This is a genomic window from Halomonas sp. DP5N14-9 (assembly GCF_019802175.1).
In the GTDB taxonomy this organism is placed as follows: domain Bacteria; phylum Pseudomonadota; class Gammaproteobacteria; order Pseudomonadales; family Halomonadaceae; genus Halomonas; species Halomonas litopenaei.
On record NZ_JAHVHR010000002.1, the window covers coordinates 526,071 to 550,488 of the forward strand.

Annotated in this window: 20 protein-coding genes; 10 read left to right on the forward strand and 10 right to left on the reverse strand. The window is 65.9% G+C overall.

Annotation, left to right across the window (positions count from 1 at the left end; all coding sequences use genetic code 11):
• The first annotated feature begins 48 nt into the window (after positions 1-48).
• The gene (rsmD, locus tag KUW00_RS03965; RefSeq protein WP_222568269.1) at positions 49-723 is read left to right on the forward strand and encodes a 16S rRNA (guanine(966)-N(2))-methyltransferase RsmD; all 675 of its coding nucleotides are present in this window, start codon (positions 49-51) and stop codon (positions 721-723) included.
• Positions 724-887: 164 nt separating this feature from the next.
• Positions 888-1,109 (forward strand): cell division protein ZapB, encoded by a 222-nt coding sequence (gene zapB, locus KUW00_RS03970; protein ID WP_045991307.1) that lies wholly within the window; start codon positions 888-890, stop codon positions 1,107-1,109.
• A 149-nt stretch (positions 1,110-1,258) separates the two neighbouring features.
• Here zapB and KUW00_RS03975 read toward each other — a convergent pair whose 3' ends face one another.
• The 7 genes from KUW00_RS03975 to prfB form a co-directional block, all read right to left on the reverse strand.
• A complete protein-coding gene (locus tag KUW00_RS03975; RefSeq protein WP_083970197.1) occupies positions 1,259-1,711 on the reverse strand; it encodes a GNAT family N-acetyltransferase in 453 nt (150 codons plus the stop codon).
• A gap of 100 nt (positions 1,712-1,811) precedes the next feature.
• Positions 1,812-2,711 carry a hypothetical protein gene (locus KUW00_RS03980; RefSeq protein ID WP_222568270.1) on the reverse strand — a complete coding sequence of 300 codons (900 nt, stop codon included), beginning with the start codon at positions 2,709-2,711 and terminating at the stop codon, positions 1,812-1,814.
• 35 nt (positions 2,712-2,746) lie between these two features.
• A complete protein-coding gene (locus KUW00_RS03985; protein ID WP_045991309.1) occupies positions 2,747-3,058 on the reverse strand; it encodes a BolA family protein in 312 nt (103 codons plus the stop codon).
• A gap of 72 nt (positions 3,059-3,130) precedes the next feature.
• Positions 3,131-4,597, reverse strand: coding sequence for an MFS transporter (locus KUW00_RS03990; RefSeq protein WP_222568271.1), 1,467 nt, complete (start codon positions 4,595-4,597; stop codon positions 3,131-3,133).
• A gap of 163 nt (positions 4,598-4,760) precedes the next feature.
• Positions 4,761-5,147, reverse strand: coding sequence for a hypothetical protein (locus KUW00_RS03995; protein WP_045991311.1), 387 nt, complete (start codon positions 5,145-5,147; stop codon positions 4,761-4,763).
• Positions 5,148-5,306: 159 nt separating this feature from the next.
• Positions 5,307-6,836, reverse strand: a complete 1,530-nt coding sequence (gene lysS, locus KUW00_RS04000; protein ID WP_045991312.1) for a lysine--tRNA ligase — start codon at positions 6,834-6,836, stop codon at positions 5,307-5,309.
• A 150-nt stretch (positions 6,837-6,986) separates the two neighbouring features.
• Positions 6,987-8,085 (reverse strand): peptide chain release factor 2 gene (gene prfB, locus KUW00_RS04005; protein ID WP_197037043.1). Its coding sequence is split into 2 segments (ribosomal slippage): positions 6,987-8,009 and positions 8,011-8,085, totalling 1,098 coding nucleotides; the frame shifts between segments, so codons are not numbered across the junction.
• 386 nt (positions 8,086-8,471) lie between these two features.
• Here prfB and KUW00_RS04010 point away from each other — a divergent pair.
• From KUW00_RS04010 to KUW00_RS04030, 5 genes are all read left to right on the forward strand, one after another.
• Positions 8,472-10,103, forward strand: coding sequence for a peptide ABC transporter substrate-binding protein (locus KUW00_RS04010; RefSeq protein ID WP_045991314.1), 1,632 nt, complete (start codon positions 8,472-8,474; stop codon positions 10,101-10,103).
• 158 nt (positions 10,104-10,261) lie between these two features.
• Positions 10,262-11,875 carry an ABC transporter substrate-binding protein gene (locus tag KUW00_RS04015; protein WP_261391959.1) on the forward strand — a complete coding sequence of 538 codons (1,614 nt, stop codon included), beginning with the start codon at positions 10,262-10,264 and terminating at the stop codon, positions 11,873-11,875.
• Between the two features lie 75 nt (positions 11,876-11,950).
• Positions 11,951-12,877 (forward strand): oligopeptide ABC transporter permease OppB, encoded by a 927-nt coding sequence (oppB, locus tag KUW00_RS04020; protein ID WP_045991315.1) that lies wholly within the window; start codon positions 11,951-11,953, stop codon positions 12,875-12,877.
• Between the two features lie 9 nt (positions 12,878-12,886).
• Positions 12,887-13,771 (forward strand): ABC transporter permease, encoded by an 885-nt coding sequence (locus KUW00_RS04025; protein ID WP_045991316.1) that lies wholly within the window; start codon positions 12,887-12,889, stop codon positions 13,769-13,771.
• 20 nt (positions 13,772-13,791) lie between these two features.
• Entirely contained in the window at positions 13,792-15,426 is a 1,635-nt protein-coding gene (locus tag KUW00_RS04030) for an ABC transporter ATP-binding protein (protein ID WP_222568272.1), read from the forward strand.
• 104 nt (positions 15,427-15,530) lie between these two features.
• Here KUW00_RS04030 and KUW00_RS04035 read toward each other — a convergent pair whose 3' ends face one another.
• The 3 genes from KUW00_RS04035 to KUW00_RS04045 form a co-directional block, all read right to left on the reverse strand.
• A complete protein-coding gene (locus KUW00_RS04035) occupies positions 15,531-16,565 on the reverse strand; it encodes an MBL fold metallo-hydrolase (RefSeq protein WP_222568273.1) in 1,035 nt (344 codons plus the stop codon).
• Positions 16,566-16,612: 47 nt separating this feature from the next.
• On the reverse strand, positions 16,613-18,547 hold the full coding sequence (locus KUW00_RS04040; protein ID WP_222568274.1) for a TonB-dependent receptor domain-containing protein: 1,935 nt from the start codon (positions 18,545-18,547) through the stop codon (positions 16,613-16,615).
• Between the two features lie 364 nt (positions 18,548-18,911).
• Positions 18,912-20,240, reverse strand: a complete 1,329-nt coding sequence (locus tag KUW00_RS04045) for an OmpP1/FadL family transporter (RefSeq protein WP_308812410.1) — start codon at positions 20,238-20,240, stop codon at positions 18,912-18,914.
• Between the two features lie 394 nt (positions 20,241-20,634).
• Between KUW00_RS04045 and KUW00_RS04050 the strand changes: the two genes are divergently transcribed.
• From KUW00_RS04050 to KUW00_RS04060, 3 genes are all read left to right on the forward strand, one after another.
• Complete coding sequence (locus KUW00_RS04050) at positions 20,635-21,084, forward strand: MerR family transcriptional regulator (protein WP_108448495.1); 450 nt, start codon at positions 20,635-20,637, stop codon at positions 21,082-21,084.
• Positions 21,081-23,813, forward strand: a complete 2,733-nt coding sequence (locus KUW00_RS04055) for a heavy metal translocating P-type ATPase (protein WP_261391960.1) — start codon at positions 21,081-21,083, stop codon at positions 23,811-23,813. Before KUW00_RS04050 ends, KUW00_RS04055 begins: the two co-directional genes overlap by 4 nt.
• A 95-nt stretch (positions 23,814-23,908) precedes the next feature.
• The gene (locus tag KUW00_RS04060) at positions 23,909-24,364 is read left to right on the forward strand and encodes a VOC family protein (protein WP_213230522.1); all 456 of its coding nucleotides are present in this window, start codon (positions 23,909-23,911) and stop codon (positions 24,362-24,364) included.
• The last annotated feature ends 54 nt before the right edge of the window (positions 24,365-24,418 follow it).

Below are 24,418 nucleotides of genomic sequence, written 5' to 3' on the forward strand. Positions count from 1 at the left end.
ATGGCGAAGGCATGACGACACCCGGCCATGGGGGTAGAATCGCCGCCCATGAGTCGACAACGTCCTTCAAGAAACCGTCCGCGCGGCGGCGCCGGAAAACCCCGCTCGGGCAAGAGTCCCGCGAGCGGTCGGCCGCCTGGCAAGCTGCGTATCATCGGTGGCGAACACCGCCGCCGCCAGCTTCCGGTGCTCGACAAGCCCGGCCTGCGCCCGACCCCGGACCGGGTGCGCGAAACCCTGTTCAACTGGCTCGGGGGCGAGCTGTACCGCCTTCGCGTGCTCGATCTGTTCGCCGGCACCGGTGCCCTGGGCCTGGAGGCGCTATCGCGTGGCGCCAGCGAGGCCCTGTTCGTCGAGCGCGATGCCCAGGTGGCCCAGGCGATCAGCGATAACCTGGCGACGCTGGCGATCGATCGCGCCAAGGTGCGACGCGCCGACGCCGCAGCGCTGCTGAAAGGCGATACCGCCAGCCCCTTCGACCTGGTGTTTCTCGACCCGCCCTTTCGCCAGGGCCTCGCCGAGCCATGCTGCCAGGCCCTGGAAGCCGGCTGGCTGGCGGATGAGGCCTGGATCTACGTGGAGGTCGAAAGCGGTCTGACTCCCGCCGTGCCCCCCACCTGGCAGCTGCACCGAGAGGTCCGCGCGGGAGACAGCATGGGGCGTCTTTATCGCCGCAGCGAAAGCGACGCCGACTCGCTCAAGGACGCTGCGCCTGAGAGCTGAGCCGGCAGTACCCCAAGCACGCGACCGTCGTAATTCCTGAGCCGAATCAGCAAAGCAGCCCCGTCGCCGCCCGGCGACGCTTGTTCGCCAGCGGCGGCGGCGTTACGCTCGTTCCATCGGGGCGCGCGTCGCGCCTTCACCCCACGTCATGTCAGGAGACGAGGATGAGCACGGAACTCTTCAACCAACTCGAAAAGAAGGTCTCCAGCGCCCTTGAGGCCCTGGAATTGCTGAAACTGGAAGCCGAGGAGTTGCGCGAGGAAAACGCTCGCCTGAAGCAGGATCGCGAAGAGTGGGAACGTCGCCTGACCGCCATCCTGGGCCAGCTCGATGAGGTGGAAGGCGAAACGGGCAATACCGAACAGGCGCCCGCCCATAGCCTCTGACCTGCCTTGTGTGCCGGCAGTGTCGACTCGAACGGCCGACTCGAACGGCTGATACGAACGATCGACACGAATGAAAAGGGCTCCCCATGGGGAGCCCTTTTGCATTGCGCGTACGATGAATGCACGGAAGCCGTGCGCTTCAGGCTGTTTCAGTCAAGCGCCAGCGACATCAGCAAGGCATCGACACGCTCGCCGCCATCGGCCAGCGGCGGATAGTAGCCGCGACGCACACCATCCTCGGCGAAGCCGGCGGCTCGGTAGCAGGCGATCGCCGCGCCGTTGTCGGCACGCACCTCCAGCAGCAGTCGCTCCGAGCCCCACTGGCGCGCTACCGCAATCAGGCTTGTCAGCAGCCGTGCAGCAAGCCCTTGGCGGCGAGCTTGCGGGGCCACCAGGATCGCTTCCAGCTCGGCCTCGAAGGGCTGGCGTGCCAGCAAGGCGTAGGCGTGAATAGCCCTCTGCCCCGTCATGCCCGCATCAAGGCCGCCTTCAACGCCGACATCACCCGCCGGACCCAGCCGATCGATCCCCAGCAGCAGGCGCTGGTCATCTTCCAGTGCCTGGGCCAGCGCCTGAGGGCTGGACAACGGCGCTGAGGGCATCGCTTCCAGTCGCAGGAGGGCGTCAAGATCGTCCGCGCCAAGGACACGGACAGGACCGTAGACACCGCTATGCGGGCTGCTCTGCTGGCCCGCTGTCGCCTCAGGCGCCATCGCTGTCGCCTCTGGCACCATCGCCTTTAGCACCATCACCTCGAGTGCCGTCGCCCCACTGTGCCTGCCACTCGCCGATCTGCGCCCACAGCCGGCGCTTGGCCTCGGCACCGACACCGTCACCGGCGAGCAGTTCGTCGAGCCCCGGGCCCTGCCACAACGGCAGCGCCAGGGTCTGGCTGCGCGGAGGCTGCGCGCTGTTGTCGGTGGCGTCAGACGGGGCCAGTGCTTGCATCAGCGCCTCCTGGCGGCCGAATACCAGTACCCGCTCCGGAGCCCAGCCACGACGTGCCCGACCGGCCACAAAGGCCTTCAGGCCCTGACGCGCCTCGTCCAACGGCCGCCTGACCGGCAAGCCTTCTTCCAGTGGCCAGGCAAGGGAGTCGAATACCGGTCGCTGCGACGGCCTGACCCCGGCGGCGGTCAGGATATTGAGCAGAAGCCGCTGGTGCAGGGGCCCCAGCGGTTCGTCACGGGCGACCAGCAAAAGCCAGCGACCGTCGAGACAGGCCACCTGACAGCCGAAGCGCAGCGGCTCGGCGCCTTCCTCCGCCTCATCCTCTGCCGGCATGGCCGTGGGGGCCGTCGCCGCACCGTCGTCTGCATCGGGCACGATATCACCGAGCAGCGCCCTGGCCTTGCGCGGACCAGCCGGCGCCTGGGGTGCAGGAGCCTGGACGGCAGAGGACGAATCAGCGACAGCGGCCTGCTCGGTCGCCCCGGGGGAAGTGTCGCCGCCGGCCGAAGCGGGCATGTCATCGAGCAGCGCATGCAGGCCCTTGGCACCGGGCTGGGGCCGCTCCTCTGGTACCGGCTCGGGCCAGTCGCAGGCTTCGGTCTCGCGGGCGTTGGGCAGCTGATAGCGGGCCACCCAAGCGGTCAGCCCCATGGCATCCAGATAGGCGAGCCGTGTCGGCTCCGGCGTCACGAGCGTGAGCCGCCCATGCAGTTGGGCGAGTCCGGACGCGGTGCGCTGCGGCTATCCCATTCACCGGGGGTGTAAAGGTGCAGCGCCAGGGCGTGGACCGGGCCGGACAGTTCATCGGCCAGCAGTGAGTAGATCTGCTGGTGGCGCTTGACCGGCATCAGCCCGGAAAAGCGCTCGGAGACCAGGGTCACCTTGAAGTGGGTTTCCGAGTTCGGCGGCACGCTGTGCATGTGGCTCTCGTTCTCGACCACCAGTTCGGTGGGCTCCAGGGCCTTTAGCTTGTGTTCGATGGTCGCCTGAATACTCATGATGGGTACTCGCGTCTGTGACGGTTAATTTTGTACATACTGTGCCATTGTACGCCCTCGCCCAGCCGCTGACTAAGCCCGATCCGCGACCCGGTTCGGGGAGTCCTCGCCCACTCGTTCGGAGTAGCCGGCGCGCGCGGCCTTCTTCTGCTCCCGCGCCGCACGATACGCACGATTGGCCCGGGGAATACGCACCAAGCTGATCACCAGCGCCAGCAAGGTGGTGGCAGCGCCGACCCACAACGCCTGCTGAACGCCGGCGCCGGCGGCCAGGCACAGCCCGACCAGGGCCACCCCCAGCGACTGCCCCACCGTGCGGGTGGTACTCATCACCCCCGAGGCATTGGCGCTGCGGGCCTTGGGTACGCTGGTCATCAGTTCACGGTTGTTGGGCGGCTGGAACAGGCCAAAGCCTGCGCCGCACAGGGCGGTGCGCCACAGGCTGTCGATCGCGCTGGCGTCCTGCGGCAGCGCCGCCAGGCTGACCAGCCCCAGCAACAGCATGGCAAGGCCCGCGCTCGCCACCACGCTCGGGTTGAAGCGATCGGCCAGACGACCGGACAGCGGCCCGACCACCATGATGGTCAGCGGCCAGGGGGTAAACAACCAGGCGGTATGCAGCGCCGAGTAGCCCATCTGCTGCTGGTAGAGAAACGACAGCGCAACGAAGGTCAGCCCCTGTCCGATGAAGGCGGTGCCCTGGGCGGACACTGCCAGGCTGAAACGCGGTTCACGAAACAGCCCCAGTGGCAGCAGCGGATGGGGAGCCCGCCCCTGGCGACGGATAAAGGCCACCGCCGACACCACCGTCACCGCCAGCCAGGCCAGGATCTCGGCCAGCGGCGCGCGATGACCGACGGCATCCATGCACATGAACAGTCCCGCCAGCATGGCCATGGAGGCCAGGGCGCCGAAGGCGTCGAAGTTGCCCTCGCGGCGTTCCTCCCTGGGCAGGGCTCGCCAGGCCATGACCGCGGCGGCGGCGCCCAGCGGCACGTTCAGGGCGAACAGCCACGGCCAGTTGGCCACCGACAGCACCAGACCACCGATCGACGGGCCGGCGGCGTAGCCCCCCGCTACCACCAGCGACGACAGGCCCAGGGCGCTGCCGAGCAGGCGCGAGGGAAAGATCGAGCGATACAGGCTCGGCCCGATCGACAGGGTGGCGGCGGCGCCGACGCCCTGCAGGGCACGAAACACCAGCAGAGTCTCGAAGTTGGGCGACAGCGCGCTACCCAGCGCCGCCACCACGAACAGGGTGAGCCCGGCCACGTAGACCTTGCGCCGACTGAGCAACTCGCTGGCGGCGGCGAACACCAGCAGCATGGCCGCGCAGACCACCTGGAACAGGTTGGTGATCCACACCGCGCGGGCATCGGACACGCCCAGATCCCGCGCCATGGAGGGCAGCGCGATATTGATCATGGTGGTGTCCACCACCGCCATCAGGGTCCCCAGCACCAGGGCGATGACCGCCAGCCGTCGCTCCGGCCCGGGCAGGCCGTCGTCGCCGTCACGGGTGGAGAACAGTCGACTCATCGGGGCAATTCCTGGTGTTGTCTAGGCGGGTGTTGTCTTGCATCGGGGTGGTCAGGCACAGGAGGTCATGCCGGCACGCAACGAGACCGGCCGTGACCGGTCTCGTCGACACCTGCGGGGTACATCCGGCAGACACTGATCAGCGGCGGCAGGCCGCGCTGTTTCAGTCCTGCTCGAGGTCGGCCAGCAGTTCGTCGTCCACCTCGGAGATCTCAAGCGCAGCCTCGCCATCCAGATCGATCGCCAGATAGCTGTGCTCGACCTGCAAGAAGCGCTGGAACAGCTCCCAGTTCAGGGCCTCGGGCCACTGCCGTTCGTCCTCTTCCCAGGCGCGCAGTTCGTTCTCGAGCACCTCGAGATAGCGCTCGCGAACGAAGGCTTCCAGCGCCTCGGGGGTGTCCATCTCCGGGATCAGGTAGACCGTGCTTTCCCGGTCGACGTCGGCGAGCGTGAGGTCGTCATCGCCCATGGTCGGTTCCAGGGCATTGATCCAGTCAACAAAGTGCTGGGTGGGTCTGACGCTCAGGGCGGAGCGGTTGAGCAGTTTCATCGCGGTCTCCTCGACGTCGAATCGCAGCCATTATGGGTGCTAAGGGCCTCGCTTGCCAGCAAAAGCCCGGCCCCGCCGACAATCCATCGGCCCGACCCCGCCGACAATCCATCGACCCGACCACTGGGGACATTGTCCTCGGTGGCCAGGCCGAACGGCTCAGGCCTCGCCGGCTTCCGGGCGCATCGCCGGGAACAGCAGCACGTCGCGGATCGAGGGGCTGTCGGTGAACAGCATCACCAGGCGGTCGATACCGATGCCCTCGCCGGCGGTGGGCGGCAGGCCTACCTCGAGCGCGCGCACGTAGTCGGCGTCGTAGTACATCGCCTCCAGGTCACCGGCGTCCTTCTCGGCCGCCTGGGCGCGGAAGCGCTCGGCCTGGTCCTCGGCGTCATTGAGCTCGGAGAAGCCGTTGGCGATCTCACGGCCGCCGACGAAGAACTCGAAGCGGTCGGTGACGAAGGGATTGGCGTCGTTGCGCCGCGCCAGCGGGCTGACCTCGGCCGGATACTCGGTGATGAAGGTCGGCTGGTCCAGGCGCGCCTCGGCCACCTCCTCGAAGATCTCGGTCTGCAGCTTGCCGAGTCCCCAACCATCCTTGACCTTGATGCCGAGGCGCTCGGCCAGGGCACGGGCGGCGTCGAGGTCGTCGATGTCCGCGGCCTCGATGCCTTCGCCGTGAGCCAGGATCGCCTCGCGCAGGGTCATCCGCACGAACGGCTGGCCCAGGTCGTAGGTCGCTCCCTGGTAGTTCAGGGTGGTGGTGCCGAGCACCTTCTGGGCGATCTCGCGCAGCATCGCCTCGGTCAGATCCATCAGCGCCTGGTAGTCCACGTAGGCCCAGTAGAACTCGACCATGGTGAACTCGGGGTTGTGGCGGGTGGAGAGCCCTTCGTTACGGAAGTTGCGGTTGATCTCGAAGACCCGCTCGAAGCCCCCCACCACCAGGCGCTTCAGGTAAAGCTCTGGCGCGATACGCAGGTACATGTCGATGTCCAGCGCATTGTGGTGGGTGATGAAGGGACGCGCCGTGGCGCCGCCGGGGATCGGCTGCAGCATCGGCGTTTCCACCTCCATGAAGCCGCGATCCTCGAAGAAGCGGCGCATGGCGCTGATGATGCCGGCACGAGTCTCGAACACCCGGCGCGAGTCCGGGTTCATGATCAGGTCGACATAGCGCTGGCGGTAACGCGCTTCCATGTCGGTGAGGCCGTGGAACTTGTCGGGCAGCGGGCGCAGGCTCTTGGTCAGGAGCTTGGCCTCGCGCATCATCACGTACAGGTCGCCCTTGCCGGACTTGTGCACCGGGCCCTGGCCGGCCACGATGTCGCCGATGTCCCAGCCCTTGATGTCCTCGAGCAGGGCAGGATCCAGCCCCTTCTTGTCGACGTAGAGCTGGATCTGGCCGCTGACGTCCTGGATCACGATAAAGGGACCGCGCTTGCGCATGATGCGCCCGGCGACCGCGGCCTCGCGGCCCAGCGACTCCAGCGCTTCCTTGTCATGCTCGCCAAGTTCCGCCTCGAGCTCGGCGGCCAGGCTGTCACGGCGAAAGTCGTTGGGGAAGGCGCTGCCGCCCTCGGCCTCGGCGCGCTCGCGACGAGCCGCCAGCTTGGCGCGGCGCTCCGCGATCAGGCGGTTCTCTTCGGCAACGGCGTCATTGGTGGAAGGCGTATCCTGGTTGGCCATGGCTACTCGTCTCTGTCACGGCAGGGAAGCCGCCACGGCGGTTCCCCGAACGGCCCCGGCAAGGGACCCATGAATGGTGGTGGCGAAACGCCCCGAGGCCACTTGGCTCCCGGGGCGAGGTCGCGACGCGGTGGGCTTGGCGACGGTCGCTTAAAGCCCCTGCTTGAGGCTCGCGACGATGTACTGGTCAAGATCGCCGTCGAGCACCTTGTCGCAGTTGCTCGACTGCACGCCGGTGCGCAGGTCCTTGATGCGCTGGTCGTCCAGCACATAGGAACGGATCTGGCTGCCCCAGCCGATGTCGGCCTTGGAGTCCTCGGCCTCCTGCTTGGCGGCGTTGCGCTTCTGCATTTCCAGCTCCCACAGCTTCGCCTTCAACTGCTTCATGGCGAAGTCGCGGTTGGCGTGCTGGCTGCGCTGGCTCTGGCACGACACCACCACGCCGGACGGCTCGTGGGTGATCCGCACCGCCGAGTCGGTGGTGTTGACGTGCTGACCACCGGCGCCGCTGGAGCGGTAGGTGTCGACGCGCAGATCCGCCGGATTGATCTCGACCTCGAAGCTGTCGTCGATCTCCGGCGACAGGAACACCGAGGCAAAGGAGGTGTGGCGGCGACCGCCGGAGTCGAACGGACTCTTGCGCACCAGACGATGCACCCCGGTCTCGGTGCGCAGCCAACCGAAGGCGTACTCGCCCTGGACGTGCACCGTGGCCGACTTGATCCCGGCCACTTCACCGGCCGACAGCTCGATGATCTCGGCCTTGAAACCGTGGGACTCGGCCCAGCGCAGATACATGCGCAGCAGCATGTTGGCCCAGTCCTGGGCCTCGGTACCGCCGGAGCCCGCCTGGATGTCGAGATAGGCGCTGTTCTCGTCCATCTCGCCGGAGAACATACGCCGGAACTCGAGCTTCTCGAGGTTGGCCTGCATCGAGGCCAGTTCCTTCTCGACCTCTGCCACGGTGGCCTCGTCGTCTTCCATCTCGGCCAGCTCCAGCAGGTCGCGGCTGTCGCCGAGGCCCTGGTCCAGCTCGTCGATGGTGGCGACCACCAGCTCCAGCGAGGCACGTTCCTTGCCGAGCTTCTGGGCGTAGTCCGGGTCGTTCCAGACCGCCGGGTCCTCGAGCTCGCGGGTGACTTCCTCTAGCCGATCTTTCTTTTCGGCATAGTCAAAGATACCCCCTCAGGACGTCTGTCCGCTCAGACAGGTCCTTGATGAGGTTGTGAATCGGGTTGGTTTCCAACATGAAGTTCGCCTTTTGTCGTCCCTCGCCGGGTGCCGGCGTGCGCTCGCGATGCGCCGGTGGCGATGGGCCAGTTGCGATGATCGTCGGCCAGGCCGCGATAAAGGGGATGCATTGTAGCCAAAACGTCTAATCCCGTCATCCTGCTCCTGCCATCGAGCCCCCTTGCCACAAGGGCTCCCACGGGGCTATCGACGAAACGCAAGACGTCATGAAAATTTTCGTCTGGACAGCACCGGAGCCACGGCGCGATGGTCGATATCGACTAAGCGGGCTTAGCCGGTATCGCACGCCTTGTGCGGCCTTCCCACAATGGCCGTGGTCGCAGCGAACCGCGCTGCCAACGGCCCGGCCCGCGACAACAATGCCAACACGAACAAGGAACTGACATGATCGCGAACCGTGCTCGCTGGGCCCGCCGCCTGGCGCTGGCCTCCGGCCTGACCCTGTCCTCGCTGGCGGCCGCCATCAGCGCACCGGCCATGGCCGAGACCCTCGATCTTGGCGTCACCGGTGAACTCGCCTCCTTCGACACCTCCCAGATCTCTGGCGGCGTGTGGGAGTCCCAGATCCTGATGGACGTCTACGAGGGCCTGGTCAAGAACGCCCCGGATGGCGAGATCCTGCCCGGCATGGCCACCGACTGGGAGGTCTCCGAGGACGGCAAGACCTACACCTTCAGCCTGCGCGAGGATGCCCGCTGGTCCGACGGCGAGCCTGTCACCGCCGAGGACTTCGTGTTCGGCTGGCGCCACCTGCTGGACCCGGCCAACGCCTCCAAGTACGCCTATATGCTCTATCCGGTGGTCAACGCCAGGGAGGTCAACACCGGCGAGCTGCCCCTGGAGGAGCTTGGCGTGGAAAGCCGCGACGAAGGCCGCACCTTCGTGGTCCAGCTGACTCAACCGACGCCCTACTTCCTGCAGCTGCTGACCCACTACACCGGCTACCCCCAGCCACAGCACACCTTCGAGGAGTACGGCCGGGACTACGTGGATCTCGACAACATTGTCACCAACGGTGCCTTCACCCCCACCGAGTGGATCTCCCAGTCGCGCATCACCGTGGTCAAGAATCCCGAGTACTACGAGGCCGACCAGGTGGCGCTGGACGGCGTGCGCTACCACACCATCGAGGATCGCAACGCCGGCGTCTCGCGCTTTCGCGCGGGCGAGCTGGACATCATGACCGAGTACTCCTCGAGCATGTACCCGCTGTTGAAGGAAGAGATCCCCGAGGCCACCCACATGGCCACCTACCTCGGCAGCTACTACTACGTGTTCAACCACCGCGACGGTCATCCCACCGCCGACCCCAGGGTGCGCGAGGCGCTCAACATGGCGGTGCGCCGCGACGTCATCGCTCAGCAGATCATGGGCGGCACCTTCCAGAAATCGCTGTCCTTCGTGCCTGACGGCATCGATCACTACCAGGTGCAGAACACCAGCTTCGAAGACGCCGACGGCAATGACATCACCGATGACATGAACGCCCGCATGGCCCGCGCCAAGCAATTGCTGGAAGAGGCCGGCTACAGCCAGGAGTCACCGCTCGAACTGCGCCTGCGCTACAACACCACCGACGAGCACAAGAAGATCGCGGTGGCGGTGTCGTCCATGTGGCGCCCGCTGGGTGTCGAGGTGGAGCTAGTCAATGCCGAGGCCACGGTGCACTACCAGACCATCGCCGAGGGAGACTTCGATGTGGCCCGGGCCGGCTGGATCGCCGACTACAACGACGCCGAGAACTTTCTGGCGCTGCTGCGTTCCGGCGTCGGCAACAACTACGGGGCCTACGCCAACGAGGAGTTCGACGCCCTCTACGACCAGGCCGCCGCCACCCTGGACCTGGATGAACGCAAGGCCGTCATGGAAAGCGCCGAGGCCCTGGCCATGGACGACGACGCCCTGATCCCGATGCTCTACTACGTCTCACGCAACCTGGTGAACCCGAAGATCAGCGGCTGGGAAGACAACATCGAGGACGATCACCCGTCGCGCTGGATCTCCTTCGACGAGTAGCAGCGCTGGGTTGGTAAATAGCAGCGCTGGGCTATCTTCAAGGACTCGCTTCAAGGACTCGCTTCAAGGACTCGCTTCAACGACTCGCTGCGAGAACTCGCCTCCACCAGGAGGCGAGTCCCCTACCGACGCTCTGCCTACCCCACAAGGACTTCGCTATGGTCTCCATGGACGCCTTTCGTCCGCTGGCACTTGCCGGCCTGATGGCAACGACAAGCCTCGGACTCTGTCTGCCCGCTGCCGACGCCCAGGCCGCCACCCTTCAGGTCGGCAACGGCGCCGAGCCCAGCACCCTGGATCCGCAGAAGGTCAGCGGCAACTGGGAGAGCCGGATCACCCGCCAACTGTTCGATCGTCTGGTCAACTATGGCCCCGACGGCGCGCTGGTGCCGGGCCTGGCCGAATCCTGGGAGCTGTCCGACGACGGCCGGGTCATCACCTTCCGGCTGCGCGAGGCGCAGTGGTCCGACGGCGAGCCGATCACCGCCGACGACGCCGTCTTCGCCCTGCAACGTCTGGTGACGCCGGCCACCGCCAACCACAACGCCAACCTCTACTACCCCATCATCAACGCCCGGGCGATCAACACCGGGGAGGCCGAACCCGAGAGCCTCGGCGTCACCGCGCTGGATTCCCACACCCTGGAAATCCGGCTGTCCGAGCCCACCGCCTATTTTCTTCAGGCCATGGCGATGACCGAGGCCGCACCTCTGCCCCGCCACCTGCTCACCAGCGGCGTCGAGGACTGGACCCGGCCAGGCACCCTGGTGGCCAGCGGCCCCTTCGTGCTCGCCGACTGGAAGCCCCAGGACAAGGTCGAGGTGGAGCGCAACCCTCGCTACTACGCCGCCGACGAGGTGGCGCTGGAGGGTGTCGACTTCCACGCCATCGAGGATACCTCGGCGCTGATGAACCGTTTTCGCTCAGGCGAGCTCGACATCGCCTACGGCGCGGTGCCTTCCGCGCGCTTCGAGTGGGCCCAGGAAAACCTGAGCGAGTCGCTGCGCGTCGGGCCGCTGATCGGCAGCTACTTCTATATGCTCAACCTGCGCGAAGGCACGCCGCTCAGCGATGAGCGGGTGCGTGAGGCGCTGAATCTGGCGCTCGACCGCGAGGTGATCACCGAGCGCCTGCTGGGCATGGGCCAGACGCCGTCCTACTGGTTCGTGCCGCGCACCATCGCCTCGCCCACCTCGGCAAGCCTCGACTTCCATGACCAGGGCATGGACAGCCGCCGGGCCAGGGCCCGTGAGCTGCTGGATCAGGCCGGCTACGGGCCGGATCGACCGCTCGAACTTGAGCTGTCCTACAACACCCTGGAAGACCACAAGAAGATCGCCGTGGCCATCGCCGCCATGTGGCGCCCGCTGGGGGTGGAAATAGATCTGGTCAATCGCGAGGCGGCGGTGCACTTCGCCGGCCTGCGCCAGGGCGACTTCGAGATCGCCCGCTACGGCTTCGTGGCCACGGTCAACGACCCCTACGACTTCCTCAACGCCTACGCGGCGGGAGGCTCGGCGGCGGCCAGCACCGGCTACGCGGACCCCGAGTACGACGCCTTGGTCGAGGCCAGCACCCATGAGCTCGACGTGGACCGACGCGCCGCGCTGATGACCGAGGCCGAGCAGCGCCTGCTGGAAGCCGACGTGATGCTGCCGATCTACGACTACGTGGTCGTCAATCTGGCCTCTCCGGACGTCAAGGGCTGGCAGCCCACGACGCTCGACGTGCATCCGCTGCGCTACGTGTCCGTGGACGGCGACGCGCCCTGACGACCACTCGCCCCAACCCAATCGTGGGCGCGGCCAGGGACGGCCCGCCCTTCATGTCAACCGAGGAACGGCGCCATGCTGAGCTACACCTTGAAACGCCTGGCCCAGGCCATACCGACGATGCTGATCGTCATCACCATCGCCTTCTTTCTGATGCGCATCGCCCCCGGCGGGCCCTTCGACGGCGAGCGCGCCCTGCCGCCGGAGATCGAGGCCAACCTGATGGCCGCCTATCACCTGGACGAACCGCTGTGGCAGCAGTACTTCCGCTACCTGGGCAACCTGGTCCAGGGCGACTTCGGGCCTTCGTTCAAGTACAAGGACTTCACCGTCACCGAGCTGATCATGCAGGGCTTCCCGGTAAGCCTGCAGATCGGCGGCCTGGCGATCCTGCTGGCGCTGGCGATCGGCCTGCCGCTGGGCATCATCGCCGCACTCAAGCGCAATACCGCCGTGGACTACACGGTGATGGGCACGGCGCTGGCCGGCATCGCGGTGCCCAACTTCGTGGTGGCGCCGGTGCTGGCGCTGGTGTTCGGGGTGCTGCTCGGCTGGCTGCCGGCGGGGGGCTGGAACGACGGCGCCCTGCCCAACCTGATCCTGCCAGTGATCGCGCTATCGATCCAGCAGATCGCCTACATCGCGCGGATGATGCGCGCCAGCATGATCGAGGTGATGGGCAGCCACTATATTCGCACCGCCCGAGCCAAGGGACTGACCGAGGCCGAGGTGGTCTGGCGCCACGCCCTGCGCCCCGCCCTGCTGCCGGTGACCTCCTACCTGGGCCCGGCCATCGCCGGCATCATCACCGGCTCCGTGGTGATCGAGCAGATCTTCGGCATCCCCGGCATCGGCCGCTACTTCGTCCAGGGCGCGCTCAACCGCGACTACACCCTGGTGATGGGCACGGTGGTGTTCTACGGCGCCCTGATCGTGTTGATGAACCTGATCGTGGACCTGATCTACTCGGCCCTTGATCCCCAAATTCGCTATGACGACTGAGGCGACGCCATGAGTACCGATTCCCTCGCCCCGACCGCCGCCCCCGTCGGCGACAGCCTCGGCCGCGACGCCTGGCGCCGGCTGAGCCAGAACCGCGCGGCCATGGCCAGCCTGTGGCTGCTCGGGCTGATGACCCTGGCCTGCTTCATCGGTCCCTGGCTGACCCCCTGGGGGCTGGCCGACGTCGACTGGAACGCCTTCGACGTGGGCCCGACCCTGGAAGGCGGTCACTGGCTCGGCACCGACGCCAACGGCCGCGACCTGCTGACCCGCACCCTCTACGGCGGCCAGGTGTCGCTGTCGGTGGCGCTGGTGGCGACCTTCGTCAGCCTGATCATCGGGGTGCTCTACGGCGCCGTATCCGGCTATGTCGGCGGGCGCGTCGACAACCTGATGATGCGCTTCGTCGACATCATGTACTCGCTGCCGTTCATGTTCCTGGTGATCCTGCTGATGGTGGTGTTCGGCCGCAACATCTTCCTGATCTACGCCGCCATCGGCGCGGTGGAGTGGCTCGACATGGCGCGTATCGTGCGCGGCCAGACCCTGGCGCTCAAGCAGCGGGAGTTCGTCGAGGCGGCCCACGCCCTCGGCGTCAAGGACGGCAAGATCGTCACCCGCCACCTGATCCCCAACGCCATCGGCCCGGTGATCGTCTACGTCACCCTGACGGTGCCCAAGGTCATCCTGCTCGAGAGCTTCCTGTCGTTCCTCGGCCTCGGCGTGCAGGAGCCGCTGACCAGCTGGGGCGTGCTGATCTCCGAGGGTGCCGACATGATGCAGACCTCGCCCTGGATGCTGCTGGTGCCCTCGGTGTTCCTGGCGCTGACGCTGTTCTGTCTGAACTTCCTCGGCGACGGCCTCAGAGACGCCCTGGACCCCAAGACCCGCTGATCGACGACGGAGACGCGACCATGACCGACACACAACCCAAGACCCCCCGTCGTCCCGCCCGCGAGGCGTTGCTCGAGATCGAGGGGCTCAGCGTCAGCTTCGAGCTGCCCCACGGCACCGTCCAGGCGGTCAATGACGTCAGCTTCGCCATCAATCCCGGCGAGACCCTGGCGCTGGTGGGCGAATCCGGCTCCGGCAAGTCGGTGACCTCCACCGCCGCCATGCGCCTGCTGCCGGAGCTCGCCCGGGCCGAGGGCGTCATCCGCTTCAAGGGCGAGGAACTGCTCGGTGCCACCGCCAAGCGCATGCGCCGGATTCGCGGTGGCAATATCGCCATGATCTTCCAGGAGCCGATGACCTCGCTCAATCCGCTGCACCGCATCGGCGACCAGATCAAGGAGGTGCTCGACCGCCACCAGAGCCTCAAGGGGCGCGCCGCCACCGCCAAGGCCATCGACCTGCTCGAGCAGGTCGGCATCCCCGAACCGGCAAGACGAGTGTCGAGCTACCCCCACGAGCTGTCCGGCGGCCAGCGCCAGCGGGTGATGATCGCGATGGCCCTGGCCGGCGAGCCGGAGATGCTGATCGCCGACGAGCCCACCACCGCGCTGGACGTCACCGTCCAGGCCCAGATCCTCGAGCTGCTCAAGGACCTGCAACGCCGCTACGGCATGGCGATCCTGTTCATCACTCACGACCTGACCATCGTCAAGCACTTCGCCGACCGGGTCTGTGTGATGCGCCACGGCGAGCTGGTCGAGCAGGGTGAGACCCAGGAGGTCTTCGCCAACCCGCGCCACGAGTACACCCGCATGCTGATCGACGCCGAGCCACGCGGGCGCAAGGCGCCGGTGGCCGACAGCGAGCCCATGGTGCTCGAGGCCAAGGACATGCGCGTACGCTTCGCCCTCAAGAAGCGTCTGTTCGGTCCCAGCGAGTACTTCGAGGCGGTGCGAGGCATCGACGTCAGCATCCGTCGCGGCCAGACGGTGGGCATCGTCGGCGAATCGGGCTCCGGCAAGTCGACCCTGGGCCGCGCCCTGCTGAGGCTGCTCAAGAGCCAGGGCGAGATCCGCTTCCACGACACCCGCCTCGACGTGCTGGACAAGACCGCCATGCGGCCGATCCGCTCGAAGCTGCAGGTGGTGTTCCAGGATCCCTACGGCTCGCTGTCGCCGCGGCTGACCGTTGGCGACATCATCGGCGAAGGGCTCAAGGTCCACGCCCCGCACCTGTCCCGCGCCGAGCGCGAGGCCCAGGTGATGGCGGCGCTCAAGGAGGTATCGCTGGATCCCTCGATGCGCAATCGCTACCCCCACGAGTTCTCCGGCGGCCAGCGCCAGCGGATCGCCATCGCCCGGGCGCTGGTGCTCAAGCCGGAGTTCCTGCTGCTCGACGAACCCACCTCGGCGCTGGACCGCTCGGTGCAGGTCACCGTCATCGACCTGCTGCGTGACCTGCAACAGAAACACGGCCTGACCTATCTGTTCATCAGCCACGACCTGGCGGTGGTGCGGGCACTGGCCGACACCGTGCTGGTGATGAAGGATGGAGAGGTAGTGGAACAGGGCAGCGCCGAGGCGCTGTTCGCCGCGCCGAAGACCGAATACACCCGCAAGCTGCTGGCCGCCGCCATGCTCGATCAGGTGGCCTAGGCCAAGCGATCTACGGGCTCTACCTACGTAACGCACCAGGCGCTGCTTGAGCAGCGCCTGGTGTGCGAAGGCAGCGGGCACTGCTTTGGCTTGTATGAACGTCTCTACTCTGTCGGATGCTCGCCTGCGTAGACACGCTCGGCCTGGGCCAGCGAACAGCTCATCAAGAGGTCCAGGGCACCCAGCGCCTGGTCGCTGACGAAGGGATGGGGGGCGCCGGCTTGCCGCTGCTCCAGCGCCTCGATCCGCGCCAGGGTGTTGTCGCGGGTGGGATGGTTGGACAGGAAGACGTCCACGCCCTGCTGTTCAGAGATCGCCTTCATTCGTGAGGCGGAGGCCGAGTACTCCCGCAAGCGGGCCTCGTCCGGCCCGAAGTTGAAACCGGTACCGCCCCACAGTACCGCCCGATGGGTCCTGTCGCCATCCTTCAGCGGAATCACCAGCGACAGCGTGCCGAGGGTATGGCCGGGGGTCACGTAGGCCTCGAGGACGGTATCGCCAAGAGTCAGGGTGTCGCCGTCGGCGATGGTGATATCGCGCACTGGAGGCTCGCCCCAGCGGGGATTGTCGATGGCCAGCTCCGGCTGTTCGAGGGCGGTCCAGTCCGCATCGCTCATGACCACCTGGGCACCGTAGTTATCGACCAGGTACTGCTGACCACCGTAGTGATCACCGTGGGCGTGTGTCACCACCAGATAGGTGATGTCCTCGGGATCCAGGCCCAGATCCACTAGCCCCTGCTCGATAAACTTCTGCGCTTCCTCGTTGTTGTTGAGGGCATCGATCAGAATGATCCCCTCGTTGGTGGTCAGCGCCCAGCTGGCGACGCCGGGCGTGCCGACGTAGTAGAGATTGTCGAATACCTGGGTCGGCATCGGCTCGGCCGGGCCGCGCTGGCGCCGGTCATCGCGACTGGACTCACGACGCTCCCGCTCTGCCGCCTCGCCTTTCGGACGCTGGCCCGCCACCTTAAGCCTGGCCGACAGGTCACACAGGCTGGAAAGCCCGGGGAAGGCCTGTCCGGCCGCCAGGCCCCGCTCAGCCAGCTGCTCGGGCAGCTGTTGGGGAGGTTCATCCACCGCCAGGGCGGTCTGACTCAGGGTGAGGCTTACCACGGCCCCTGCGATCATCGCTTTCATGGTCCTTCCTGTTCGCTGCTGTTCGTTTAAGTGGGTGGCTTGGCGCTCTAGAACTCCAGGTCGAGCCCGACCCAGTAGCGCCGTCCATCGTCCACATGACCGAAGTTATCGAACTCGATGTCCTTGTCGGTCAGATTGTAGATGCCGGAAAGCACACGGATCTGTCGTGTCGCCTGCCAGGTGAGCCCCGCGTCCCAGGTAGCGTAGGACGGGGCCCGGATGGAGGTGCTGCTGTTGCTTGAGAGATTCACCGGCTGGCTTTCCTCGCCGCGGAAGGTAAAGCGCAGCCAGGGTGCCAGGGCCTCGGTGGCCTGCCAGTTGACGGTGGTATTGAACAGGTGGCGAGGCACCTGGGTCAGCGGCTGACCCTCGTTGTCACCGCTCTTCTGTTCGGAATCGGTGTAGGTGTAGGAGGCCTGGGCCTGCCAACGTTCGCCGATCGGCATCTGGACACCAGCCTCGATGCCCTTGGTGATGGCGTCATCGATATTGACGTTGGTGCGGGCGTCCGGGTCGCCAGCGGCCGCATCACCGCAGTCGCGATCGCCACAGGCGATGGTGGATATCTTGTCATCGAAGTCGTTGTAGAACAGCGTCAGGCTGGCCTGAAGGCCGTTGGCGCCGTCATGGACCAGCCCCATCTCGTAGCTACGGGATTCTTCCGCGTCCAGATCCGGGTTGCCGTAGATATCACCACCCCGGCTCTCCTGGACCCAGTCGCTGGACAGCTCGCGCAGGTTGGGCGCGCGGAACCCGGTGGACATACCACCCTTCAGGGTCCAGTCGGGGAGCAGGCTCCAGACACCGTAGAGTCGCGGGCTGTAGTGCTCACCGAAGAACTCGTGATCGTCCATGCGCAGCCCGGCGGTCAACGAGAAGCTGTCGGTCAGATACCATTCGTCTTCGAGAAACAGCGCGTACTGGTAGACGGTGATCTCGTCGGTGCCTGCCAGGGCGTTGGTGGTGGTGTCCTCAAGTTTCTCGTCCTCCCAGGTGCCGCCGAAGGTCACGAAGTGGTCGCCCAGCGGCAGTACCCAGCGTGAATCCGCCACCGTATTGTGAATCTCGATATCGCGACCGACGTTGTCGGTTTCCTCCAGCTGCACGTAGGAATCCGAGGTCAGCAACCCCCAGTTGCCCTGGTGGGACAGCGCAACGGTCTTGTGTCGATTTTCGGTCTCGGCGTCGCTCGAACGCTCGGGCAGCGAGAATCCGGCACGACTGGTGCGATCCTGCTCTCGTCGACTGACATCAAGCGAAAGTGAGTGATCGGGCGTAGCCTCCAGCGACAGCCGCGCGGCCAGGTTGGAAAACTCGCGCTTGGCATAGCCGCGCTCGATCTTGTCCTCCAGGCGATGCTGGTACTGACCGGTCAGCTGCAACCCGAGGACGTCGTCGGCCAGCGGACCGGACACATACAGCTGATTGTTGAATTCGTTGCCGGAGTCACTGTCTTCCTGAATCGTCGCCTCGGTACGCAGTTGGGTGACCCAATCCTCCGCGACCTTGCGGGTGATGATGTTGATGACTCCACCGATGGCATCGGACCCGTACAGGGTCGACATGGGGCCGCGGATGACCTCGATACGCTCGATGGCGCTCAACGGTGGCAGCCAGTCCTTCTGGAAGCCGCCCCCGCCGCTCGGCTGGGATTCCCGCGAAGTCTGCCGGCGACCGTCTACCAGCCACAGGGTGTACTGCGCCGGCATGCCACGCAGGCTGACGTCTTCGCCATCGCCACCGCCGGTCACCACGACGCCGGGCACATCCTGTAGCGCATCGGTGATGTCCCGGTAGGCACGTTTTTCAAGCGATTCCCGGGTCACCACGCTGATCGAAGCCGGTGCCTCGGTCTGCGTCTGCTCATAGCCCGCAGCGGTAACGACGATATTGTCCAGGGCGAGATCCTGTTGCGCCTGAACAGACAGGGAAGCCGCCCCCAGGGGCAGAACAGACCAGCGAATCATCAAGCGAAGGGACATCCGGAGCACCAGGTTGTTGTATTGACCAAATACGATTGATTCGCAATGTTAACCAACCGGGATACGTCCAGACAGCGTTTAGCGATCAGAAAACCGGCAAACCGATGCAACGGGATGTTCGACAATAGTGGACTTCGCCGATTCGCGTGCTATCACCCTGACGGTGAAGCATCGCTGTTGTTACCCCCTGCCCTTCCAGAAAGGCCTCCACTTGCAACGCTGATATCTTCTCTTGGCATGGCTGGCTTCCACGAACGACAGCGCCCCCTCCTGGGAGGGGGCGCTGCGCAGGGTCTGACTATGTTCTAGCGGAAGCCAATATCGGTCGCCTGGACCGAGGTGGTGGCCGGTCAGAAGCGATAGGTCAGAAGCGATAGGTCAGCTGGGCACCGAAGGCCTGGGCGGTGTTTTCGAAGTCCGCCTCGTAGGTGCCGCGATTTTCCTCTTCCTGGGACAGCTCGGCGTCGGATTCGTGGATATAGGAGTAGGCCACGTCCACGGTCAGATCCGGGGTCGGGGTCCAGCCGGCACCCAGCGAGAAGATGATGCGATCATCAGACGGCACACGCACGCTGCGGTACTCGTCCTTGATCGGGGTCTCGTCGTAGGCAAGGCCAGTACGCAGCACCCACTGGGGGTTGAGCTGATAGGCGGTACCGATGGAGTACTGCCAGCTGTCCTCATAGTTCTGGGCCTCGACGATCTCGCGAACATCGTTCTCGACACGCAGCTCATCGAACTCGCTCCAGTTGGTCATGGCGGCGCCGGCCATCACCGTCCAACGATCATTGAGCTCGTGGGTTACCGAGAAGTCCCACACCTCGGGCAGGGTGATCGACAGATCGGCGTCGACTTGCTGGCTCGCAGTGCCTACCGGGACTACGGGGCCGATACCAGCAACGACCGTCGGGTCACCCTGTCCACGTACATTGGTAAAGCGCGCCTTGCCTTCGAGGTCATACTCCACCTCAGAGTGGTAGGCGAAACCGAAGGTGGTGTGCTCCCAGGGCTTGTACATGGCGCCGAAGGTAAAGCCCCAGGCGTTATCGTCACCCTCGATGTCCACATCCCCTTCGCCTGCGACTCCGGTAGGAGTGAAGGCACCGGTTTGGTCAAAGAAGCCCACCGGGCCTCCCTGAGTATTGGCAGTCAGCTCACCATCGATCTGGTTGTAGGTCAGGCCAAAGCCGGCCGAGAACTGCTCGCTGAACTTCACCGAGATGGTCGGCTGAACGGTGACCACCTCGACCTTGCTGCGATCGCCGAAGAAACGGCCCTGGAACTGGCCTTCGTAGTCGGTGATCAGACCGAAGGGCGCGTAGACACCGAGGCCAAAGTGCAGGTTGTCGTTGATCGGCTGGACGTAGAAGCCGAAGGGAATAAAGGTGTCCGGCACCATATCGCCTTCGTTGGAGCCCGTGGCGCTGCCGTCGGCATTCTTGATGTCGGTGTCCACGGTCAGGAAGGCGGTACCGGCGGTGACCTGGGCACGATCGAGAAACGACATGCCGGCCGGGTTGCCGAACACGATGGTGGCGTCGGTCACGGTGGAGGCACGGCCCGCGTTGGAGGTGCCCTGGCCACTTACGCCCTGCTCGTTGAGCTGAAAGGCGCCGGCCATCGCCTGGCCGGAAAGAGCAGCGGTGGCCACGGCAACCGCCAGGGTCAAAGGCTTGAAGTTGTTGTGCATCATGTCGGCGTCCTTATTATCAGCAAGCGTGTCGGCGTACTTGTTATGGCGTAGTGGTTATTGTGCAGTTGCGTCCGCACACTTGTCCGGGCGCAGTTCCTTTCGAGCACTCTTTGTAATCTGTTTGACCTGAATTGCTTGGCCCTGTCGACGGGCCTGCTCGCAGTGTTTGCGAAGGCGCCAAAGAGTTCAAGGCCAAACGTTCGTTTTAATGGCCAAATTACTCATACTTTGGTCAAAGAACATTTGCCAATTCATTCATTTCAAAGACTTAGACAAGCTAAACAAAACGCTTCCTGCATACTTCAGGCGCCCTTGACCTTTGTGCAACACACAGGTTTTACACTATCCCCATCGTTCTCCCATGCGCAGCGCCGATGGGCGCCCAGGAGTGCACATGAAGGTCAGTGAACTGGCAAGAATCACCGGCGTGACCGCCGAGACAGTGCGCCACTACACCCGCGAGGGCCTGCTGGCGCCCGATCGAGACCCTGACAACGGCTATCACCTCTATGGCGACCGCGATCGCGAGCGTCTGGACTTTATCCAGCGCGCCCGAACCCTGGGATTCAGCCTGGCCGAGATTCGCGACATCCTGTCCCACGCCGATCAGGGGGATTCGCCCTGCCCCATGGTGCGCGACCTGCTGGCCGAACGGCTGCCGAAGATCCGCAGGCGCATCGCCGAGCTCGAGGCCCTGGCAGCGCGCATGGAAGACGCCATGCAGAGCTGGCAACACCTGCCCGACGGCGTCCCGGACGGACACAGCCTGTGCCGCCTGATCGAAAGCGTGCCGACGGCGTCCGTACCGGAAACCGCCACGGCCAGACAGCGGGAGTCGTCATGAATCGCCTCAATGAGCACCAGTTTCAGGTAACCGGAATGTCCTGCCAGGGCTGCGTCGGGCGCATGCGCCGGGCCATCCAGGAGCACGACGCCGAAGCCCAGGTCGAAGGCGACCCCGGGAGCGGCACGCTGTCGGTTGCCTCATGCCTCGGCGCCGACGAATTAGCCGCCCTGCTGTCGCAAGCCGGCTACCCCACCGAGGCAAGCGGCAGCGACGAGCAGATAACCGCCGACAGCGCGCCCACACCGCTAGCGCCCGCCGAGGCAAGCGGCACCGACGAGCAGATAGCCAGCGACAGCACGACCACGCCACAAGCACCCGCCGAGGCGCCGTCGCTTCAGGAAGAGCCCTCAGCGTCACTTCACGAAGAGCCCTCAGCGCCTTCCCAGCGTCTGGCGATCCAGGGCATGACCTGCGCCGGCTGCGTGGCCAGTGTGCAGAAGGCGCTGGCCGCCACCTCAGGGGTCGAGCGCGCCGAGGTCAACTTCGCCTCCCATACCGCGCGGATCCACGGCGACGTTGACGCCGAGGCGCTGGTTCAAGCGGTGGAATCCGTGGGCTACGGCGCCGAACCCATCGTCGACCTGCGCCAGGCCGAACGCCAGCGTGCCGAACGCAACCAGCGCGAATACCGGCGCAAGCTCAAGGGCAGCCTGGCCTCGCTGGCGCTGGCGGTTCCGCTGATGGTGATGATGCTGATCCATCACCCTGAGCCGACGGGTCTTGCCCGCCTTGGCTGGGGGCTGGTGGGCCTGGCGACGCTGGCCGTGCTGGCGTTCCCGGGACGCGCCTTCTTCGTCGGCGCCTGGAAAGCGCTGCGTCACCACCAGGCCAACATGGATACCCTGATCGCACTGGGCACCGGCACCGCCTGGCTCTACTCCATGGCGGTGGTGGTGGCTGCCCCTTGGTTGCCACAGGCCGCCCGAGGGCTCTACTTCGAGGCCTCGAGCATGATCATCGGCCTGGTGTTGCTGGGCAAGGCGCTGGAACTGCGTGCCCAGGGCAGGACCTCGGACGCCCTGCATCGCCTGCTCGATCTGCAGAGCCAGAGCGCCCGAGTGGTGCGTGAAGAGGGCGAGCTGGACCTGCCCATCGACGAGGTTCGCCAGGGCGATCTGATCCGGGTGCGGCCCGGCGAGCGCCTGCCCGTGGATGGTGAGGTGGTCGAAGGCGACAGCCATATCGACGAATCGATGCTCTCGGGTGAGCCCGCGCCGGTGGCCCGAGGCCCGGGCGACGAGGTCAGCGCCGGCACGGTCAACGGCCGGGGGTCGTTGGTGTTCCGCGCGACCCGCGTCGGTGCCGATACTCGACTGGGGCGCATCACCGAACAGGTGGCCAACGCCCAGGGCTCCAAGCCACCCATCGGCAACCTGGCCGATCGCGTCTCGGCGGTGTTCGTGCCCAGCGTGATGATCATCGCCGTGCTCACCGCCCTGGCCTGGTACCACTTCGGCCCCGAGCCGCGGGTCATCCATATGCTGGTCACCGCCACCACGGTACTGATCATCGCCTGCCCCTGCGCACTGGGCCTGGCCACCCCGTTGTCGACCATGATCGGTGTGGGCAAGGCCGCCGAGCACGGCGTGCTGATACGCTCCGGCGAAGCGCTCCAGACCGCCAGTCGACTGACCACCCTGGTGGTGGACAAGACCGGCACCCTGACCGAAGGTCGCCCCAGGGTCACCGACTGCCGCTGGTTCGCTGGCGAAGCCAGCGACGACCGCACCCGGCTGCTGGGTCTGGTCGCGGCCATCGAGGCCCGTTCCGAACACCCCCTGGCCGAGGCCCTGGGCCGCTATGCACACGACCATGGCCATGACCATGCCCCTGACGATGCCGACACGCACGCCAGCGACGAACTTGGCAACAGCGCCGATAGCGCTTCTTCTTTAACCAACAGCACCATCGAGGCCTTCGAAAGCCTGACCGGACGCGGCGTGCGTGCCCGGGACGCCGAGGGACGACGCCTGGCCATCGGCAACGCGGCGATGATGCAGGAGGAAGGGATCGAGCTTGCTGACCACGATCTCGAGGGCTGGCAGGCCCAGGCCCGCACCCTGGTCTATCTGTCACTGGATGGCGTCTTGGCGGCGGGCTTCGCCATCGAGGACCCGCTGCGCGAGGACAGCCGTGACGCTGTGGCGCGGCTGCAGGCCGACGGACTAAAGGTGGTGATGCTGACCGGCGACAACGCCGCCACCGCCCGCGCGATTGGGAAAGAGGTCGGCATCGATGAGGTCCACGCCGAGCTGTCGCCGGAGGACAAGCACGCCGAGATCGAGCGCCTTCAGGCCGAGGGCGAAGTCGTCGGCATGGTGGGTGACGGCATCAACGACGCCCCCGCCCTGGCCCGGGCCGACGTCGGCTTCGCCATCGGCCAGGGCACCGACGTGGCCATCGAAAGCGCCGGGGTGACGCTGATGCGCTCATCGCTTCACGGCGTCGCCGCCGCCATCGAAATCAGTCAGGCGACCCTTGCCAATATCCGCCAGAACCTGTGGGGCGCACTGGGCTACAACGCCCTGTGTATCCCCATCGCGGCCGGCCTTTTCTACCCGCTCACCGGCACCCTGCTGTCACCGATGATCGCTGGCGCCGCCATGTCGGCCTCGTCGATCACCGTGGTGGCCAACGCCAACCGGCTGCGACTCAAGCGCCTGCGCCCCCAGAACGCGCGAGCGTCACGCCCCGACACCCCGCCATCGCAGGAGGTGCTGTCATGAGCATCGTGGTGACCCTGACGGGACTGGGATTGATCGGCCTGATTGTGTGGTGGTTCTGGCTATCCTGAAGAGACCGCCACGCCGAGGAGCGCCCCATGAGCAAGCCTTCCGTGAGTGACCTGGATTCAAGCCCCTGCCCCCGCCTCAGGTCGGTGCTGGAAACCGCCCTGTACGTGGCCGACATGGCGCGGGCGCGCGCCTTCTTCGAGGAGGTGATGGGGCTTGAGCCCTTCAACGCCGACCATCGCTTCACCGCCTACCAGGTCGGTCCTTCGGTGCTGCTGCTGTTTCTCGAGGGCGAGACCCTGGAGACGGTGGTGCTGCCAGATGATATGGGCACCATCCCGCCCCACGATGGCCGCGGCTGGGTGCATATGGCGCTGGCCATCGACCGCGAGGAGCTCGGTGCCTGGGAGACGCGCCTCGACGCCCACGGGGTCGAGATCGAGGGTCGTACCCACTGGCCCAAGGGCGGCGAGAGCCTGTACTTCCGCGACCCCGACGGGCATCTACTGGAACTCGCCACCCCGGGTATCTGGCCGAACTATTGACGTACCCGGAACCACTCCGGTGGAAAGTACGCGGCGGCTGACCATAGGAAGCCT

What these genes read in the sequence shown, in the direction of transcription:
- KUW00_RS03995 (WP_045991311.1), bottom strand. Translation starts at nt 5,147, where the DNA reads ATGAAACTGCTCAACCGCTCCGCCCTGAGCGTCAGACCCACCCAGCAC.
- zapB (WP_045991307.1), top strand. Translation starts at nt 888, where the DNA reads ATGAGCACGGAACTCTTCAACCAACTCGAAAAGAAGGTCTCCAGCGCC.
- KUW00_RS04035 (WP_222568273.1), bottom strand. Translation starts at nt 16,565, where the DNA reads ATGAAAGCGATGATCGCAGGGGCCGTGGTAAGCCTCACCCTGAGTCAG.
- KUW00_RS04050 (WP_108448495.1), top strand. Translation starts at nt 20,635, where the DNA reads ATGAAGGTCAGTGAACTGGCAAGAATCACCGGCGTGACCGCCGAGACA.
- KUW00_RS04010 (WP_045991314.1), top strand. Translation starts at nt 8,472, where the DNA reads ATGATCGCGAACCGTGCTCGCTGGGCCCGCCGCCTGGCGCTGGCCTCC.
- KUW00_RS04060 (WP_213230522.1), top strand. Translation starts at nt 23,909, where the DNA reads ATGAGCAAGCCTTCCGTGAGTGACCTGGATTCAAGCCCCTGCCCCCGC.
- oppB (WP_045991315.1), top strand. Translation starts at nt 11,951, where the DNA reads ATGCTGAGCTACACCTTGAAACGCCTGGCCCAGGCCATACCGACGATG.
- KUW00_RS03990 (WP_222568271.1), bottom strand. Translation starts at nt 4,597, where the DNA reads ATGAGTCGACTGTTCTCCACCCGTGACGGCGACGACGGCCTGCCCGGG.
- KUW00_RS04015 (WP_261391959.1), top strand. Translation starts at nt 10,262, where the DNA reads ATGGTCTCCATGGACGCCTTTCGTCCGCTGGCACTTGCCGGCCTGATG.
- KUW00_RS04025 (WP_045991316.1), top strand. Translation starts at nt 12,887, where the DNA reads ATGAGTACCGATTCCCTCGCCCCGACCGCCGCCCCCGTCGGCGACAGC.
- KUW00_RS04055 (WP_261391960.1), top strand. Translation starts at nt 21,081, where the DNA reads ATGAATCGCCTCAATGAGCACCAGTTTCAGGTAACCGGAATGTCCTGC.
- KUW00_RS03975 (WP_083970197.1), bottom strand. Translation starts at nt 1,711, where the DNA reads ATGCCCTCAGCGCCGTTGTCCAGCCCTCAGGCGCTGGCCCAGGCACTG.
- lysS (WP_045991312.1), bottom strand. Translation starts at nt 6,836, where the DNA reads ATGGCCAACCAGGATACGCCTTCCACCAATGACGCCGTTGCCGAAGAG.
- KUW00_RS04040 (WP_222568274.1), bottom strand. Translation starts at nt 18,547, where the DNA reads ATGTCCCTTCGCTTGATGATTCGCTGGTCTGTTCTGCCCCTGGGGGCG.
- rsmD (WP_222568269.1), top strand. Translation starts at nt 49, where the DNA reads ATGAGTCGACAACGTCCTTCAAGAAACCGTCCGCGCGGCGGCGCCGGA.
- KUW00_RS04045 (WP_308812410.1), bottom strand. Translation starts at nt 20,240, where the DNA reads ATGATGCACAACAACTTCAAGCCTTTGACCCTGGCGGTTGCCGTGGCC.
- KUW00_RS03985 (WP_045991309.1), bottom strand. Translation starts at nt 3,058, where the DNA reads ATGAGTATTCAGGCGACCATCGAACACAAGCTAAAGGCCCTGGAGCCC.
- KUW00_RS04030 (WP_222568272.1), top strand. Translation starts at nt 13,792, where the DNA reads ATGACCGACACACAACCCAAGACCCCCCGTCGTCCCGCCCGCGAGGCG.
- KUW00_RS03980 (WP_222568270.1), bottom strand. Translation starts at nt 2,711, where the DNA reads ATGGGGCTGACCGCTTGGGTGGCCCGCTATCAGCTGCCCAACGCCCGC.